Genomic DNA, 16,938 nt, shown 5'->3' with positions numbered 1-16,938 from the left:
AAGAACGCCGCAAGAGCTCTCTTGCTTGGAAAGATCAGTGATCTTTTGAAAGGAGCTGAGCTCTTGCCGCTAAAATACGAGGAGTAAGCAAATGGCATTATTTAAAAAGAAAAATTACATTCGCATTAATCCAAATCGTGCTGATGCAAATGATGCATCAAAGAAGCCTTCTGTTCCAGATAATATGTGGGCAAAATGCCCTTCTTGTAAGCGAACACTGTATACAAAAGAAATGGGTGCAGAAAAAATCTGTCCGCATTGTGGCTATAGTTTTCGGATTGGTGCATGGGAACGATTAGCGATAACCGTCGATGAAAAAAGTTTCCACAATTGGGACAGTGAATTAGTGACAAAAGATCCACTAAATTTTCCTGGTTATCTTGAAAAAATTGAAAAAATGCAAGAAAAAACTGGGCTAGATGAAGCTGTCTTAACGGGAGAAGCAACAATTGAAGGACATGCTGTTGCAATTGGAATCATGGACGCTAATTTTATCATGGGCAGTATGGGAACGATTGTTGGTGAAAAAATCACACGCTTGTTTGAGCGGGCGACAGAAAAGCATTTACCAGTAGTGATTTTCACTGCATCTGGTGGTGCCCGTATGCAAGAAGGAATTTTTTCATTGATGCAAATGGCGAAAATTTCGGCCGCTTTGCAACGGCATAACAAAGCAGGCTTGCTGTATCTTACGGTATTGACTGATCCAACGACTGGCGGTGTTACCGCAAGTTTTGCGATGGATGGCGATATTATTTTGGCAGAGCCTCAGAGTTTAATCGGTTTTGCTGGCCGCCGTGTAATTGAACAAACGATTCGTCAAGAGTTGCCAGATGATTTTCAAAAGGCCGAGTTTCTTTTAGAACATGGTTTTGTAGATCAGATTGTGCCAAGAAATCTTTTGCGTCAACGATTGAGCGACTTGTTACGTTTACATTCTTTGGAAGGGTGGCGCTAACATGGAAAAGAAAACAGCCAATGATGTTGTTACCTTGGCAAGAGCCCAAGATCGTTTGACAACTTTAGAATATATAGAAGCCATTTTTGAGGACTTTTTAGAATTTCATGGGGATCGTTACTTTGCCGATGATTTAGCTGTAGTCGGTGGTGTTGCTACTTTGCAAGGTAAACCAGTTACAGTGGTAGGTATCCAAAAAGGTCGAAATCTACCAGAAAATATTGAACGTAATTTTGGTTCACCTAATCCTGAAGGGTATCGCAAAGCGTTACGTTTAATGAAACAAGCGGAAAAATTTAATCGCCCAGTCATTACCTTTGTGAACACTGCTGGTGCCTATTGTGGAATTGGTGCCGAAGAGCGGGGAGAAGGGGAAGCCATTGCGCAAAACTTGTTAGAAATGTCTGATTTGAAAGTGCCAATCATTTCAGTCATCATTGGTGAGGGTGGAAGTGGCGGTGCTTTAGCTTTAGCAGTCGCAGATGAAGTTTGGATGTTGGAACACACGATTTATGCGGTTCTTTCGCCAGAAGGTTTCGCCTCTATTTTGTGGAAAGATGGCAGTCGTGCGAAAGAAGCAGCAGAATTGATGAAAATCACAGCGACAGAGCTGAAGGAATTAGCTATTGTAGATAAAGTAATTCCAGAAGTTATGAACGGTCAGCCTCTGGAACAAGCAAAAATTAATCGCATGTTACAAAAAGCGTTCATTTCAAAATTAACTGAATTAGCTAAATTAGATACGGAAACGTTACTAGAAAAAAGATACCAACGTTTTCGCAAATATTAGAAGTTACTACTCATCAACGAACTTTTCAGGGGTTGATGGGTGGCTTTTTTTATTTTTTCTTTTATTTTACTTGTTCTTTTACAAGGAACGACCGTCCTTTATAGAAATTTTCAGTAAAATGCAGTATAATACAATAGGTAGAGACTGAAGCATAATTGTTTAGTTATGTTTCAGTCTCTTAAAATCGAAGAAACTACATAGTGTCAGTGAGAGGAGTCACGATGTTTTCAAAATATAAACCGACATGGATGATTGATGCGATTTATAAAATTACCCCCGCACAATTAAAAAAACTGGGGATTAAGGCAGTACTAACTGACTTAGATAATACGTTAATTGCTTGGAATAATCCTGATGGAACAGAAGAATTAAAAACTTGGTTATTAGAAATGAAAAATGCAGGAATTACCGTCCTTGTTGTTTCAAACAACAAAGACAGCCGGATTAAACGCGTTGTTGAAAAGTTTGACTTAGATTATGTAGCACGTGCCTTGAAACCAACTGCACGTGGCTTCAAATTAGCAGAAAAAAAATTAGGCTTGAAGCCATCTGAAATGTTAATGGTCGGCGATCAGATTATGACAGATATTCGGGGAGCTAACGCAGCGGGTATACGCAATGTTTTAGTTCAACCGATTGTCGATACAGATGGCTGGAATACTAGAATCAATCGGTTCTTTGAACGGAAAATTATGAAATACTTATCAAAAAAACATCCAGAAATGACATGGAGAGGCGGATTAGAATGACAGAGGCAATTCATTGTATTGGCTGTGGTGCGATTATCCAAACGGAAAATCCTCATGAATTAGGCTATACACCAAAAACAGCTTTCGAAAAAGGAATGGAAACAGGGGAAGTTTATTGCCAACGTTGTTTTCGCTTAAGACATTATAATGACATTCAAGATGTCCAATTAACAGACGATGACTTTTTACGTTTATTGAATGGTTTAGGAACAGAAGATGCACTGATTGTGAACGTAGTGGATATTTTTGACTTTAATGGCTCTCTTATTCCAGGACTACATCGTTTTATCGGAGATAATCCTGTGTTGTTAGTTGGCAATAAAGTGGATATTTTGCCTAAATCATTAAAAAAACCTAAAATGGTTCAATGGATGAGAGAACGGGCCCATGAAGCAGGATTACGCCCTGTTGATGTTTTACTAACAAGTGGCAAGAAACCACAAGAAATGCAAGAGTTATTAGATACGATCGAAAAATATCGTGAAGGCCGAGACGTTTATGTCGTAGGTGTGACCAATGTTGGAAAATCAACATTAATCAATCAAATCATTCAACAAACAGTGGGTGTTCAAGATGTGATTACGACATCACAATTTCCTGGAACAACGCTAGATAAAATTGAAATTCCATTAGACGATGGCCACTTCTTAATCGATACGCCAGGAATTATTCACCGTCATCAAATGGCACATTACCTAGGTAAAAAAGACTTGAAAATTATTGCACCGCAAAAAGAAATCAAACCGAAAGTTTACCAATTAAATGCTGAACAAACCTTGTTTTTAGGCGGCTTGGCTCGCTTTGATTATGTCCAAGGTGCTAAAAGTTCCTTCATTGCCTACGTTTCCAATGACTTAAATTTACACCGAACAAAAACAGCAACCGCCGATGCTTTTTATGAAAAACATGTTGGTGGCTTATTGCAGCCTCCACGTGCCGATGAAGTCGCTGAGTTTCCTGAATTAGTGCGCTTTGAATTTTCCGTGAAAGAAAAAACGGATATTGTGTTTGCTGGTCTAGGTTGGATTACTGTCACAGAACCTGGTGTAGTCGCTGGTTGGGCGCCTAAAGGTGTCGATGTTTTACGTAGAAAAGCATTAATTTAAATTTTAGAGAGAAGGCAAACAATTTGAAACTTAGAGGAAAACAAAAACGTTATTTACGTAGTCAGGCACACCATTTACAACCTATTTTTCAAGTAGGCAAAGGTGGTTTGAATGACGCAATGATTACACAAATTGATGAAGCGTTGGAAAAACGTGAATTGATTAAAATTACGTTATTACAAAATACAGATGAAGTAGCAGAAGAGGTTGCAGAAGAACTAACAGCAGCCATTCATTGCGATGTGGTACAAATTATTGGTCGCGTGTTGGTCTTATTCAAGCCATCAAGTAAAGAAAAATATCAAAAAATTTCAGCAGCAGTCAAAGAGATTTAATATTGGAGGGATGAACAATGGGAGAAAAAAGACAAGCGCGTCAAGGAGCGGACGTTCTCTTGCAAGAGGAACCGTTACGTTTTCAAACAAGAAAGCAAGTCGGCTTGTTAGGTGGTAATTTTAATCCCGTTCATTTAGCACATCTTGTCATGGCCGATCAAGTTCAAAATCAACTAGGTTTGGACAAAGTTTACTTAATGCCTACGTACTTACCACCACATGTAGACGAAAAGAAAACAATTAGCAGTGAACATCGGTTAGCGATGTTAGAACTAGCAGTGGCTGATAATCCCTGCTTAGATATTGAGCCAATTGAATTAATTCGCAAAGGCAAAAGTTACACGTATGATACGATGAAAGCTTTAAAAGAAGCCAATCCAGATACTGATTATTATTTTATAATTGGTGGAGATATGGTGGAATACTTGCCCAAATGGCATCGGATTGATGACTTACTCCATTTAGTTCAATTTGTCGGCATTCGGCGTCCTAATTATCCAACGGAATCTACCTATCCAATTATTTGGGTTGATGTTCCGCAGATGGCGATTAGTTCCACTTTGATTAGACAAAAAGTCAAAAGTGGTTGCTCAACACGCTATCTTCTTCCAGAGAATGTGATAAACTATATTCAAGAGAAGGGACTGTATCAAGATGAGCTGGATAACAAATTATGATGCTGCACAACGTGAATTATTAATGCAAAAAGTTCAAATGCAAATGAGTGAACGTCGCTTTCGCCATGTGTTAGGAGTCGAGGAAACAGCTGTGGCCTTGGCAGCGAAATATGGTGCCGATGAAGCCAAAGCCAGTATTGCTGCTTTGACGCATGATTACGCCAAAGAACGTCCAAACGATGAATTCGAGTTGATTATTCGCCGAGATGGTTTTGATTTGGCTTTATTAAACTATGGCAATGAAATTTGGCATGGCTTAGTTGGGGCGGATATTGTTCAACGGGAATTAGCCATTGATGACGAAGAAATCTTGCAGGCAATTCGTGTGCATACAACTGGGGCTGCTAAGATGAGCTTGCTAGATAAAATTATTTATGTCGCAGATTACATTGAACCAGGACGTGATTTTCCAGGTGTGAAAGAAGCCCGTGAAATTGCCCTTGTTGACTTAGATGCAGCGGTTGCTTATGAAACGAAACATACCTTGTTACATTTGATTGAACAAGAACATAAAATTTATCCAAAAACGTTAGAGACCTACAATCAATGGGTCGTTAATCAAAAATAAAAGAAGAAAGAATTACTAGGAGGGAACTATCATAGATAGCCAGAAAATTTTAGAAATTGCTGTCAAAGCAGCAGATTCAAAACGAGCAGAAGAAATTGTCGCATTAGACGTAAGAGAGATTTCATTATTAGCAGATTATTTTTTAATTTGCCAAGCCAATAGTGAACGTCAAATCAATGCGATTGTTGATGAAATTAACGAACAAGAAGCCAAAAATCAAGTAGAAGTCAAACGTGTGGAAGGTAAAGAAGGCGGAAAATGGATTTTAATCGATTTAGGCGATGTTATTGTCCATGTATTCCAATCTTCAGAACGTGCCTTTTACAACTTAGAAAAATTATGGTCAGATGCCCCAATGGTTGATCTAAGCGCTTGGGTCGACTAAAATGGCCTACGAAACGTTTGCTTTCGTCTATGACGAAGTGATGGACGAAAGCCTATACCAAAAATGGTTGGATTTTTCCAATCGTCATCTCCCACAAGGAACCCAACAAATTCTTGAAATGGCTTGTGGTACAGGCGCTTTAGCAGTTGATTTTGCGAAAAGTGGTTACGATGTGACGGCCTTAGACTTATCAGAAGAAATGTTGATGATTGCTAGTGAACGGGCCTTTGAAGAAGAAGTGCCAGTTCAATTTGTTCAGGGAAATATGCTAGATTTATCTGAAGTGGGACAATACCAAGCCATCACTTGTTTTTCTGATTCACTGTGCTACATGGCTAATCGCCAAGAAGTACAACAAGTGTTCGATGAAGTTTATCAAGCGTTAGAAGAGGAAGGAACGTTCATTTTTGATGTTCATTCTACTTACAAAATTGATTCAGTTTTTCCAGAATATAGCTATCATTATCAAACAGAAGAATTTGCTTTTCTATGGGATAGTTACGCTGGTGAAAAAGAACACAGCATCGAACATTTCTTAACATTTTTTGTGAAAGAACAGGAAACAGATGAGCACTTTGTTCGGTATGATGAATTGCATCAAGAACGAACCTATTCGTTAGATAACTATTTACGAATGTTAGAAAGTGCTGGTTTCATGAACGTCAAAGTTTATGCAGACTTTACAGATGAAGCACCAACTGAAACAAGTGAACGCTGGTTCTTTGTTTGTCAAAGAGATTAATAAGATTTGGCTTATGAGCTTGGGACAGCGCTTAAAAACGTTTGTCTCTTTGCTGATAAGTCCATTTTTTTATAACGGAGGTGGCTAGAGTGAAAGCCTGTGGCATTATCGTGGAATATAATCCCTTTCATAATGGACATCGCTATCATGCCCAACAAGCTCGCCAACAAAGCGGAGCTGAAGTAGTGATTGCTATAATGAGTGGAAATTTTTTACAAAGAGGAGAACCAGCCTTACTAGATAAGTGGGCCAGAGCAGAAGAAGCTTTGCAAAATGGTGTGGATTTAGTCATTGAATTGCCGACAGCTTGGTCGGTACAGTCTGCGGATTACTTTGCCAAAGGCGGTATAAAGTTATTGCAGGCGTTGCAATGTGAGAGCTTATGTTTTGGAACAGATAGTACAAGCGCAATTGATTATGCGGCTTTCGGACAGTTTGTCCAAGAAAACCAATCCTTAATTGATCAAACGTTCCACGCATTGACAGACAAACAATTGAGTTATCCACAAAAAATGACTGCTGTTTTTCGTCAAGTATATCCTGAAAGCAGGTTCGATTTTTCTTCGCCTAATCATATTTTGGGGATGAGTTATGCAAAGGAAAATGCCACGTATCCAACCCCGATGACGCTCTACCCAATTGCTAGAAAACAAGCGGGCTTTCATGATGCAACGATTTCTGGGAAAGTTGCTAGCGCCACGGCGATTAGGCAAAGTGTTTTTCAACAAGAAATAACGCAAGTGCTGCCAACGGTGCCTTCTATAACCGCACAACATTTACAAACACAAGCAATGATTTCATGGGAAAACTATTGGCCCTTCCTAAAGTATAAAATTGTTCAATCCTCGTTAGAAGAGTTACAAGCCATTTACCAAATGACGGAAGGACTTGAATATCGACTAAAAGATCAAATTCAAGCAGCAGGTTCTTTTCACGAATTAATGGAACGTATGAAAACGAAGCGTTATACTTGGACAAGATTGCAACGATTAGCAACCTATATATTGTTAAATATGACCAAAGAAGAAGTTGAAACTGTTTGGCAAGACAGCTATCTCCATGTGCTAGGATTTACGCCAAAGGGACAAGCTTATCTAAAAGAAACCAAAGCACAAATTCAATTGCCGGTAATTTCCAAAGTATCTAAAGAAAACCGCGCTATGCTTTCGTTAGATATTCGCGCCAATCAACTATATCAGATGGGAGATTCTTCTTTAAAAGAACAAAATTTTGGTCGGTTTCCCTTACGATTTTCGCCAGATACCTAAAAAATACTTAACAAAAATCAGTTTCCCCAGTATAATAAACAAGGGATAAGATACTAACAACAAATCAGAGAAAGCGAAGTGAGAATATGGGCCGTAAATGGGCAAATATTAAAGAGAAAAAAGCTGCCAAAGACGCAAACAATAGCCGTGTTTATGCAAAATTCGGGATTGAAATTTACGTAGCAGCGAAGTCAGGAGACCCTGATCCTCATGCAAACCAAAAATTACGGTTTGTAATCGAACGCGCCAAAACATACAATGTACCAAAACATATTATTGATCGCGCTATTGAAAAAGCAAAAGGTTCAGCAGATGAACAATATTCTGAATTACGCTATGAAGGATTTGGGCCAAATGGTTCAATGGTCATTGTTGATGCTTTAACAAACAACGTGAACCGAACAGCAGCAGATGTGCGGGCCGCATTTGGTAAAAACGGCGGAAACATGGGTGTCAGCGGTGCTGTTTCCTACATGTTTGATAATACAGGTATCATTGGCTTTGCTGGTGACGATGCGGATGAAATTTTAGAATACTTAATGGAAAAAGACATTGATGTTCGCGATGTTGTTGAAGAAGACGGTCAAATTATCGTTTACACAGAACCAGAAGATTTCCACCATGCACAAGAAGCGTTAAAAGAAAAAGGCATTGAAGAATTCACGGTTACTGAGTTAGAAATGGTTCCACAAAACGAAGTAACATTAGAAGGCGACGATTTAGCGAACTTTGAAAAAATGTTAGACGTTTTAGAAGATTTAGAAGATGTTCAAAAAGTCCATCATAATGTAGATTTACCTGAATAATCCATTTGTTCGTTTATTTGAAGATTTAGAAAGAGGTCGGGACAGAAGTGTTTAACTCCGAGAAATAAGAAGGAATTTCCGAAAATTGTTCTTTAATTTTTGGAGACCAAGTAGGTATTGTTCATCATCGAATCACTACGTTCTTCGTGATTCTCAACAATTTCGGCTTATTTCCGAAGGACCTTCAACTCTTAGCGCTTTAGCTCTTAGAAGTTGTTGAGATCGGAGCAACGCGTAGTGTTGCTTCTGTTCCCGCCGTTTATTAGTTTTTGAGCGTGGAGCAAAAATCCAAAGTGATTTTTGTCCCACGCTCTTTTTTTCATATAATACATAGAAAAAAGAAAGTTGATTGATAGGTCCATGTGACACAAAGCATTCAATGACAGGATTAACTTTTGTCTGTTCCATAAATATTTGTCTAAACAGTTGAATTAATAGTACAATAGTCTAGTAAGATAGATCATTGAACGGGGTGAATAGGCGTGAAAAAGGGAATGTTAGCGTTTTTTGTCGGGCTAGCGGTTTTATCATTAACTGCTTGTCGGGAACCAAAAGAAAAGAAAGTAACCGCTTCAACTGAGGCATTCTCTAAAGTTGAAGAGACGAATGAAAAAACGAGTGAAACAATTGATAAGACAAATGAACAAGCGAGCAGCAGTATCGAGTCTAACGAATCAGTGAAAAATGAAGAGCCGACAGCTGATGAAAACAATAGTCAGCTAACTGTAGCTGATTTAGATACTACAGCGATTAATGCTGGCGATTTTACTACTTTAGCTGGAACATGGAAAAATGGTAAAGGAGAGAGTTTGATCATTCATCCTGATGGTAGTACAAATACCGGAGGAATGATTACGAAGGATTTACCTACTGATGAGTCGCGACCAATTACAAGCTTAAGTATTAGGTGGGGGCCTACTGGTGCTGCGTTATTATTATATAAAATTGGTGTTGAAAATCCTAACGGCGACCAATCGGATAAGACGAAACCACGATTGTTAATTACTCAAGATAGTGGAAATTATCCTGCGGAAGAGTATTACTATCGTTCTTCTGAAGAGGAAAATCAAGACCAAAATGAAGAGGCAAAAATCATCGATACACAAGAAAAAGCAGAGACATATATTAGAAAGACATTGACTGATGCAGAAAATAATGATACGAACCTTGGATTTTTGGGTATGAATGGAAATGACTTCTTTTTTAGAGCCCAATCGAAACAGATGGTTGCAAATGGAGGGACAGGGACTGTCGGTTTTTACAGAGTATCACCACAAGGAGCAGTCAGAATAACGGATGCACGAGGCAACTAAAGATAGTCTCGTGGCAATCTATTTAATTCCTATAAAAGTAGCAAAATAAGAATGAAATGATCACAAAATCTTCACATTTAGTTTGTAAGATATAAGCATATCAACAAACAACCTTAACAACACAAAACACTTTTTCATTTTTAACTCCTTTCCCGTCCTTACCCAAAGGGCGGGTCTTTTTTTGTGTAAAACTATTCGCTCAAGATACCAAAAAGCCAGCTTGTAGTAAGCTGGCTTTTAACTCTTTACATGTTGGCGCTTGTAGACACGAGATAATAATTAAGGTGTTGGAACAGTTGGTGAATAGTTCGTTTTTCGACCATAAAGTTCTTGTGTCGCCGCCGAGATATACGCAGATGAATCTTTTCCTGGGAGGTTATACATTAGATAGATACCATATTGCTCCGCTTTTGTACGTTTAGCATATTGCGCAGCTAGATTTTGATTGACACCAACTTCAACGGCAGAAGCACCTAAACGAGAAGCAGGCATCCCCGTAATTTGTGGCGGATTCCAGGTACTATAATAAGGGTTCCAAGCATAATCAATTAAAGAACTCATTTGAGGATTAGCTGAAGAGTTCGCAGCCGCTGGTCCAATATTATAAAAAGTAATTAATTTATCATTGCCTAAGCGATTTCTTAAGGCTTGAAGTAACCAAATGAACGAAGAATTATTTGGTTGAGGTGTCCCATTTTTTCCGTATTCAGCATACTCATCATCAAAATCAATACCATCTAAATGATACGTATTAACGACTTGTTCTAATTGAGCTGCAAAGGCATCCGCACTTTCGTAAGTTGGGAAGTTAGCAAAGCCAGCACCTTCATGGTTGCCTAAAATAGACAATAGGACTTTAGTGCCGCGTGCTTGAACTGGACGAATTTGTGTTTCAGCTTCGTTTAAAGTTTGTTGGACCCGTTCATTTAGATATAAGTAAGGTTTTTTATTGACCGTATCATAATTAATATTGGCTGCAAAAATAATCCCCATATCAAAAGCAGGTTGATTGGTTCCAGCTAAAGTATATTTTCCCACATTGTTAAAATCGTGGTTATTTACTTCTACATACATGACTGTTTTAGGTGTAACAGTTGATGCTGCTTGTACTTCAAATGCAGGTAGTGCAAACAGTAACCCGCCGACTAAAAGTATCAAACTTAAAAAAGTTGAAATAATCCCTGTTTTCTTGTTAAAAAAATGAGTGCTCAATTGATGCCCCATAACTTTCTCCTCCTATAAAATAAATATTATTTGTAAGCGCTAACAAAGATATGTTATCATTTTTATAATTTAAACACAAGAAGAAGAGAACAAAAGTGAGCAAATCCACAGAATAAAAAAGCGTCCTTCGCAAAATGGTCTTGCGAAGGACGCTCTTTTACCAATCAAAGAGTAAGGCATAGCCTAAAGAAAGCAGCTCTCGACCAAAATTTTTGATATCTTTTGGAAAAGAAGAAGCCGCAGTGATGCCTGAAACATTTGAGATGCCTGCTCGCTTGGCTAAAAGTTGCGAGCGGTACATGTGAAAGTCACTAGTAACAATCACTAGCCGTTTAAAAGAAAGGAGTTTTTCTGAATTGACAATATTTTCTTTGGTGCGTGTGGCACGATTTTCTAAGAGAATCTGTTTTTCTGGAACACCTTTATTTAGCAAGTATTGTTTCATAACCGCGGCTTCCGTAGCCGGCTCATCTGCTCCTTGCCCTCCGCTAACAATAACGGGTGTCTCGGGGTGTTGTTTAATATAGGGGATAGCCACATCTAACCGAGCTTGCAAAACACGGCTGGGCAGTGCGGTTTCTTTAGACGTTCCTAAAACACGGGCCCCTAAAATTAAAATAGCATCTGGTTTATCGGTGGGTTGCGTATTTTTGCCAGTAAAAATAAGTAGACCTAAAATCAAAAGAATACAAAAGCCAAAACTGACAATGGATAAACTTGTTATTTTTAACCAATGCATGAAACATCCCTCCTTGTAATGTTAGTGTATACGAAGTACCATAGAAAAAGCGATAGAAAACAAAAGACTTATAAAAAAATCTATGTTTTAATAGAAACTTTTGAAGAGAGGGAGCGAGTGAATGCGTACAGAAGAAGAAATGTTTCAACTTATTATGGATGTAGCAAAACAAGAAGAACACATTCGAGCCGTGGGAATGGTGGGTTCTCGCACGAATGTGAAAGCGCCAAAAGATAGTTTTCAAGATTTCGACATTGTTTATATTGTAGAACCATGTGCTGAGTTTTTTGAAACAGCAACGTGGACAGCAAAATTTGGACAACCATTAATTATGCAACGTCCCAAGGAAATGACCTTATTTCCCACAGAACCGAAGACGCGGGAAACATTTTTAATGTTATTTGAAGATGGCCAACGTATCGATTTAACGTTGTGTCCTCTCGCAGAAAAAGATAATTGGCATGAAGGCGATTCTTTAGCAATTATCTTGTTAGACAAAGATGAAAGTTTGCCGCCTTTACCTGTAGCATCTGATAAAAATTATACAGTAACAGTTCCGAATCAGCAGCAGTTTAACGATTGTTGCAATGAATTTTGGTGGGTTAGTACGTATGTAGTTAAGGGGCTTTGTCGGAATGAACTATTTTACGCTGTCACACATCTCTATGAATATTGTCAGCAGGAACTGTTGCGCTTGCTTTCTTGGCAAGCGGCTTGGCAGGAACCGAAGCCAATTTCTGTTGGGAAACAATTTAAGTATCTGAGAAATTATGTCACTCCTGACACGATGGATCAATTAGCATCGTTGCTGGATTTTTCTAGTAAAGAAGCTTGTTGGAACAGCTTAATAAAGACACAAGCCTTTTTTGACGTCGTCGCTCAGGATTTTGCTAAAATGGCCCAGTTTACGTATCATTTACAAGAAGCAAAAAAAGTCACAGAGTATACAAATTCTTTAAGATTAAAGGATTTACAAGGAAAATAAGCTGAAAACAACGTAAAAATAGTGTATAATTGAAAAAATTAATCTGCGAGAGAAAGGGAACCTTTTTTGATTGTAGATCACCGCAGTTGTTTGTTGCCTAGTCTCTAAGAAATAAACCTAAAATTATTGATATAAAGGATGAACAAATGAAAAAAGAAGAAATGCAAATGCGTAATACACGTCGTCAAAAATCAGGAAAAAATAATAAAAAGAAAGTAATTATTACTTCTTTGGTTGGACTAGCTCTGGTTGCTGGGGGCAGCTATGTTTATTTTCAAAGTCACTTTTTACCAACCACAAAAGTAAATGGAGTTTCTGTAGGCTGGTTAAATGTAAATGCTGCAGAAGAAAAATTAGCGCAAGTTAATCAAACCGAAGAAGTTGTGGTTCAAACGGGGACAAAAGAAGAAAAAATTCAACTTCCTAAAAAATACCAATTGGATCAAAAATTTTTAAAAGACCATTTACACAGTAGCAAGGTGAAGCTACCGTTAAACGAGGCATTCAAAAAAGAACTAGAAGCCAAATTAGCAACTTTGAGTTTTCCAGAGGGGAAACCAAGCAAAAATGCGAGTATCCGTCGAGGCAATGGTACTTTTGAAATTGTTCCCGAAGAAAAAGGCACAGTAGTGGACACACAGCGCTTAAATCAGCAGATTATTGCGGATGTTGAAGCGGGAAAAGGCAACTATCAATACAATGCCAAAGATTTTTATAAAGCCCCTGAAATTACAAAAGAGGATCAAACGTTAAAGGCAACATTGACAACGCTCAATAACAAGTTAAATAAAACAATTACAGTTGATATTAATGGTGAAAAAGTAGCCTTTGATAAAACACAAATTCAAAACGTGCTGAATGATGATGGCACAATCAACAAAGAAAAACTAACTACTTGGGTGACACAATTAGAAACAACATATGGTTCTGCTAATCAACCAGTTTTATTTACAGATGTTCACGGTACGACACGTCGTTTTAAAAACAATGGAAGTTATGGCTGGTCGATTGATGGGGCCAAAACGCAAGAACTACTAGTAAACGCGCTGAATAGCCAAGAACAAATGAATGCAATCACTGCTCCGTTGGTTGGCGATACCAAAGAAAATAGTAAAATTGCCAATAATTACATTGAAATTGATTTAAAAGATCAAAAAATGTATTGTTTCATTGATGGCAAAAAAATAGTCACCACAGATGTCATTACTGGCAGATATAACAAAGGAACCGCAACAGTACCAGGATTCCATACAATTTTATATCGGACAACCGATGTGAATTTAGAAGGTCAAATGCTCGATGGTTCTCGATACAGTGTGCCAGTAAAATATTGGATGCCGTTATTAAGTCAAGGGGGCGTTGTCACACAAATTGGGATTCATGACTCCGACCATAAATTGGATAAGTACGGAGATAAAGAAGCCTTTAAAACCGATGCTGGTAGTAATGGCTGTATCAATACGCCAGGAACAGAAGTTTCAAAAATCTTTGATGTATCCTATGACGGAATGCCGGTAATTATTTACGGACATATCTATGATGATGCACCAGGTGAATTTGATAAACCTGTAGATTACGGCGAAGAAGTATAAAAAGAGATATTAGGCAAGACCGTACTTTGGTCCAGCTGTGTATCTGAAAAGTAAAAATTGGAGACGTCAACCGTAACGACTGACGTCTCCAATTTTTTATTGACAAGCGTCATAACCCGCTCTATGATACAAACAGAACAAGCAATTTAAATTGGGGGAACGAAGATGCCATTTGTACATGTAGAATTAATTGAAGGCCGCACAGAAGAACAGTTAACTAATATGGTCAAAGATATTACAGAAGCTGTGTCAAAAAACGCTGGTGCACCAAAAGAGAATATCCATGTGATTGTCAATGAATTGAAAAAAGACCGCTATGCACAAGGCGGCGAATGGAAAAAATAAGTTTTCAGAGAATTTCTGTTGAATCACTTGCTTTTTCTGAAAATAAGTGGTTAAATAAGTGCATAAATGATTGATGAGAAAGACAACTGAACTTGCCCGCGATCTATTAGAGAGGAAAATCTTGGCTGAAAATTTTCCAGATTGGCACAAGGGATGACCACTTTCGAAACCTTTGTTGAAACAAAGGCGGTCGCACCGTTAACACGCTAGAGGAACACAGATTATTTGTGTTCAAAATTAGGTGGAACCACGATATTTTCGTCCTAGTATTCGTTAGAATACTAGGACTTTTTGTTTTTTAACAAGGGGAACAGGTGGCTGTTTCGTTTCATTGTGAAAAACAGGAACACAATGAAACGCTTCAAATCAAAAAAATTAAAAGGAGAGAATTTTATTATGTCTATTCACATTACTTTTCCAGATGGCGCTGTTAAACCGTTTGATTCTGGGGTTACAACATTTGATGTTGCTAAAAGCATTAGCAACAGTTTAGCCAAAAAAGCTTTAGCTGGTAAATTCAATGGTGTTTTAATCGATTTAGATCGTCCTATCGTAGAAGATGGTTCGCTTGAAATCGTGACACCTGATCATGAAGATGCTTTAGGAATTTTACGTCATTCATCAGCTCATTTAATGGCTAATGCCTTACGCCGTCTTTTCCCTAACATTAAATTTGGCGTAGGTCCTGCGATTGATTCTGGGTTCTATTATGATACAGATAATGGAGAATCCCCTGTGACAGCGGAAGATTTACCTGCAATTGAAGCCGAAATGATGAAAATTGTGAAGGAAAATAACCCAATCGTTCGTAAAGAAATCTCACGTGCAGAAGCGTTAGAATTATTTGCTGATGATCCTTACAAAGTTGAATTAATTACAGATTTGCCAGAAGATGAAATCATCACTGTCTATGATCAAGGCGATTTTGTCGATTTATGTCGTGGCGTTCACGTCCCTTCAACAGGACGGATTCAAGTCTTTAAACTACTTTCAGTGGCTGGTGCTTATTGGCGCGGAAACTCTGACAATCACATGATGCAACGGATTTACGGCACTGCCTTTTTCGATAAAAAAGATTTAAAAGAATTTATCAAAATGCGCGAGGAAGCCAAAGAACGTGACCACCGTAAATTAGGAAAAGAATTAGATTTATTTATGGTTTCACAAGAAGTTGGTTCAGGGTTACCTTTCTGGTTACCAAAAGGCGCAACCATTCGTCGTACAATTGAACGTTATATTGTGGACAAAGAAATTAGCTTAGGTTACCAACATGTGTATACACCAATTATGGCAGATGTGGAATTATACAAAACATCTGGTCACTGGGATCATTACCATGAAGATATGTTCCCACCAATGGATATGGGCGATGGCGAAATGCTGGTATTACGTCCAATGAACTGTCCACACCATATGATGGTTTATAAAAATGACATTCATAGTTACCGCGAATTGCCAATTCGAATCGCTGAATTAGGGATGATGCACCGCTATGAAAAATCTGGCGCATTATCAGGGTTACAACGTGTTCGTGAAATGACTTTAAACGATGGCCATACTTTTGTTCGTCCTGACCAAATTAAAGACGAATTTAAACGTACTTTGGAGTTAATGGTGGCAGTCTATGCTGACTTTAACATTACGGATTATCGTTTCCGCTTAAGCTATCGTGATCCAAATAATACAGACAAATATTTTGATGATGATGCGATGTGGGAAAAAGCGCAAGCGATGTTAAAAGCTGCCATGGATGAATTAGAATTAGATTACTTTGAAGCAGAAGGCGAAGCTGCCTTTTACGGTCCGAAGTTAGATGTTCAAGTAAAAACAGCTTTAGGAATGGAAGAAACATTATCAACCATCCAATTAGACTTCTTATTACCAGAACGTTTTGACTTAACTTATGTTGGCGAAGATGGCGAAAATACACATCGCCCAGTTGTTATCCACCGTGGTATTGTCTCAACAATGGAACGATTTGTGGCTTACTTAACAGAAGTTTACAAAGGCGCTTTCCCTACTTGGTTAGCACCAATTCAAGCAACTATTATCCCAGTTTCTGTAGAAGCGCATTCTGAGTATGCTTATGAAATCAAAGAACGTTTACAAGCACAAGGCTTACGTGTTGAAGTCGATGATCGTAACGAAAAAATGGGCTACAAAATTCGGGCCTCTCAAACACAAAAAGTACCTTATCAATTAGTGGTCGGGGACAAAGAAATGGAAGATGCAACGGTGAACGTCCGTCGTTATGGAAGCAAAGAAACGTCTGTCGAAGATTTATCAATTTTCATTGACAGCATGGCTGCTGAAGTTCACAATTACAGCCGTTAAAAAAAGAGAAAAAGTCAAAAGG

At 38.3% G+C, this 16,938-nt stretch carries 18 protein-coding genes; 16 read left to right on the top strand and 2 right to left on the bottom strand.

The genetic code is table 11. From position 1 onward, the window contains the following. Nucleotides 1-91 precede the first annotated feature (91 nt). The 12 genes from accD to IGJ24_RS11070 all read left to right on the top strand — a co-directional run bounded on the left by accD (nt 92) and on the right by IGJ24_RS11070 (nt 9,697). Nucleotides 92-958, top strand: a complete 867-nt coding sequence (gene accD / locus IGJ24_RS11125; RefSeq protein WP_010712792.1) for an acetyl-CoA carboxylase, carboxyltransferase subunit beta — start codon at nt 92-94, stop codon at nt 956-958. A gap of 1 nt (nt 959) precedes the next feature. Next, on the top strand, nt 960-1,748 hold the full coding sequence (locus IGJ24_RS11120) for an acetyl-CoA carboxylase carboxyl transferase subunit alpha (RefSeq protein ID WP_002362363.1): 789 nt from the start codon (nt 960-962) through the stop codon (nt 1,746-1,748). A gap of 221 nt (nt 1,749-1,969) precedes the next feature. Further along, a complete protein-coding gene (locus IGJ24_RS11115; RefSeq protein ID WP_002356296.1) occupies nt 1,970-2,497 on the top strand; it encodes a YqeG family HAD IIIA-type phosphatase in 528 nt (175 codons plus the stop codon). Then, complete coding sequence (gene yqeH / locus IGJ24_RS11110) at nt 2,494-3,603, top strand: ribosome biogenesis GTPase YqeH (RefSeq protein WP_002381381.1); 1,110 nt, start codon at nt 2,494-2,496, stop codon at nt 3,601-3,603. The genes IGJ24_RS11115 and yqeH overlap by 4 nt, the downstream gene beginning before the upstream one ends. A 23-nt stretch (nt 3,604-3,626) precedes the next feature. Then, nucleotides 3,627-3,938, top strand: a complete 312-nt coding sequence (yhbY, locus tag IGJ24_RS11105) for a ribosome assembly RNA-binding protein YhbY (RefSeq protein WP_002356298.1) — start codon at nt 3,627-3,629, stop codon at nt 3,936-3,938. A gap of 17 nt (nt 3,939-3,955) precedes the next feature. Next, nucleotides 3,956-4,615, top strand: a complete 660-nt coding sequence (locus IGJ24_RS11100; RefSeq protein ID WP_002365150.1) for a nicotinate-nucleotide adenylyltransferase — start codon at nt 3,956-3,958, stop codon at nt 4,613-4,615. Then, nucleotides 4,593-5,183 (top strand): bis(5'-nucleosyl)-tetraphosphatase (symmetrical) YqeK, encoded by a 591-nt coding sequence (gene yqeK, locus IGJ24_RS11095; RefSeq protein ID WP_002356300.1) that lies wholly within the window; start codon nt 4,593-4,595, stop codon nt 5,181-5,183. The genes IGJ24_RS11100 and yqeK overlap by 23 nt, the downstream gene beginning before the upstream one ends. 46 nt (nt 5,184-5,229) lie before the next feature. After that, complete coding sequence (rsfS, locus tag IGJ24_RS11090) at nt 5,230-5,568, top strand: ribosome silencing factor (RefSeq protein ID WP_033072556.1); 339 nt, start codon at nt 5,230-5,232, stop codon at nt 5,566-5,568. Between the two features lies 1 nt (nt 5,569). Further along, nucleotides 5,570-6,310, top strand: coding sequence for a class I SAM-dependent DNA methyltransferase (locus IGJ24_RS11085; RefSeq protein WP_002356302.1), 741 nt, complete (start codon nt 5,570-5,572; stop codon nt 6,308-6,310). An 80-nt stretch (nt 6,311-6,390) separates the two neighbouring features. Continuing rightward, a complete protein-coding gene (locus IGJ24_RS11080; RefSeq protein WP_002376446.1) occupies nt 6,391-7,578 on the top strand; it encodes a nucleotidyltransferase in 1,188 nt (395 codons plus the stop codon). An 86-nt stretch (nt 7,579-7,664) separates the two neighbouring features. Next, nucleotides 7,665-8,384 carry a YebC/PmpR family DNA-binding transcriptional regulator gene (locus IGJ24_RS11075; protein WP_002356305.1) on the top strand — a complete coding sequence of 240 codons (720 nt, stop codon included), beginning with the start codon at nt 7,665-7,667 and terminating at the stop codon, nt 8,382-8,384. Nucleotides 8,385-8,866: 482 nt separating this feature from the next. Beyond that, on the top strand, nt 8,867-9,697 hold the full coding sequence (locus IGJ24_RS11070) for a DUF6287 domain-containing protein (protein WP_164980862.1): 831 nt from the start codon (nt 8,867-8,869) through the stop codon (nt 9,695-9,697). Between the two features lie 279 nt (nt 9,698-9,976). Here the strand turns inward: IGJ24_RS11070 and IGJ24_RS11065 are convergent, their stop codons facing one another. Both IGJ24_RS11065 and IGJ24_RS11060 read right to left on the bottom strand, forming a co-directional pair. Next, a complete protein-coding gene (locus tag IGJ24_RS11065; RefSeq protein ID WP_010713118.1) occupies nt 9,977-10,921 on the bottom strand; it encodes an endo-beta-N-acetylglucosaminidase in 945 nt (314 codons plus the stop codon). Nucleotides 10,922-11,078: 157 nt separating this feature from the next. Beyond that, complete coding sequence (locus tag IGJ24_RS11060; RefSeq protein WP_002376454.1) at nt 11,079-11,660, bottom strand: YdcF family protein; 582 nt, start codon at nt 11,658-11,660, stop codon at nt 11,079-11,081. 121 nt (nt 11,661-11,781) lie between these two features. On the opposite strand from IGJ24_RS11060, the gene IGJ24_RS11055 reads away from it, so the two are divergent. From IGJ24_RS11055 to thrS, 4 genes are all read left to right on the top strand, one after another. Continuing rightward, nucleotides 11,782-12,645: an aminoglycoside 6-adenylyltransferase gene (locus IGJ24_RS11055; RefSeq protein WP_289865785.1), complete on the top strand. Its 864-nt coding sequence runs from the start codon at nt 11,782-11,784 to the stop codon at nt 12,643-12,645. A gap of 146 nt (nt 12,646-12,791) precedes the next feature. Beyond that, nucleotides 12,792-14,237, top strand: a complete 1,446-nt coding sequence (locus IGJ24_RS11050) for a L,D-transpeptidase family protein (protein ID WP_010820244.1) — start codon at nt 12,792-12,794, stop codon at nt 14,235-14,237. A 165-nt stretch (nt 14,238-14,402) separates the two neighbouring features. Next, the gene (locus tag IGJ24_RS11045) at nt 14,403-14,582 is read left to right on the top strand and encodes a 2-hydroxymuconate tautomerase (protein WP_002356318.1); all 180 of its coding nucleotides are present in this window, start codon (nt 14,403-14,405) and stop codon (nt 14,580-14,582) included. A gap of 396 nt (nt 14,583-14,978) precedes the next feature. Next, on the top strand, nt 14,979-16,916 hold the full coding sequence (thrS, locus tag IGJ24_RS11040; RefSeq protein WP_002359397.1) for a threonine--tRNA ligase: 1,938 nt from the start codon (nt 14,979-14,981) through the stop codon (nt 16,914-16,916). Nucleotides 16,917-16,938 lie beyond the last annotated feature (22 nt).

Source organism: Enterococcus sp. DIV0546 (assembly GCF_051712785.1).
In the GTDB taxonomy this organism is placed as follows: domain Bacteria; phylum Bacillota; class Bacilli; order Lactobacillales; family Enterococcaceae; genus Enterococcus; species Enterococcus faecalis.
Note: the sequence above shows the minus strand (reverse complement) of the source record. Positions and strands in the feature narration are given on the sequence as shown.

Bases quoted from the DNA above. Each gene is read 5' to 3' on its own strand.
- accD (WP_010712792.1), top strand. From the start codon at position 92: ATGGCATTATTTAAAAAGAAAAATTACATTCGCATTAATCCAAATCGT.
- IGJ24_RS11120 (WP_002362363.1), top strand. From the start codon at position 960: ATGGAAAAGAAAACAGCCAATGATGTTGTTACCTTGGCAAGAGCCCAA.
- IGJ24_RS11115 (WP_002356296.1), top strand. From the start codon at position 1,970: ATGTTTTCAAAATATAAACCGACATGGATGATTGATGCGATTTATAAA.
- yqeH (WP_002381381.1), top strand. From the start codon at position 2,494: ATGACAGAGGCAATTCATTGTATTGGCTGTGGTGCGATTATCCAAACG.
- IGJ24_RS11100 (WP_002365150.1), top strand. From the start codon at position 3,956: ATGGGAGAAAAAAGACAAGCGCGTCAAGGAGCGGACGTTCTCTTGCAA.
- yqeK (WP_002356300.1), top strand. From the start codon at position 4,593: ATGAGCTGGATAACAAATTATGATGCTGCACAACGTGAATTATTAATG.
- IGJ24_RS11085 (WP_002356302.1), top strand. From the start codon at position 5,570: ATGGCCTACGAAACGTTTGCTTTCGTCTATGACGAAGTGATGGACGAA.
- IGJ24_RS11075 (WP_002356305.1), top strand. From the start codon at position 7,665: ATGGGCCGTAAATGGGCAAATATTAAAGAGAAAAAAGCTGCCAAAGAC.
- IGJ24_RS11065 (WP_010713118.1), bottom strand. From the start codon at position 10,921: ATGGGGCATCAATTGAGCACTCATTTTTTTAACAAGAAAACAGGGATT.
- IGJ24_RS11060 (WP_002376454.1), bottom strand. From the start codon at position 11,660: ATGCATTGGTTAAAAATAACAAGTTTATCCATTGTCAGTTTTGGCTTT.
- IGJ24_RS11055 (WP_289865785.1), top strand. From the start codon at position 11,782: ATGCGTACAGAAGAAGAAATGTTTCAACTTATTATGGATGTAGCAAAA.
- IGJ24_RS11050 (WP_010820244.1), top strand. From the start codon at position 12,792: ATGAAAAAAGAAGAAATGCAAATGCGTAATACACGTCGTCAAAAATCA.
- IGJ24_RS11045 (WP_002356318.1), top strand. From the start codon at position 14,403: ATGCCATTTGTACATGTAGAATTAATTGAAGGCCGCACAGAAGAACAG.
- thrS (WP_002359397.1), top strand. From the start codon at position 14,979: ATGTCTATTCACATTACTTTTCCAGATGGCGCTGTTAAACCGTTTGAT.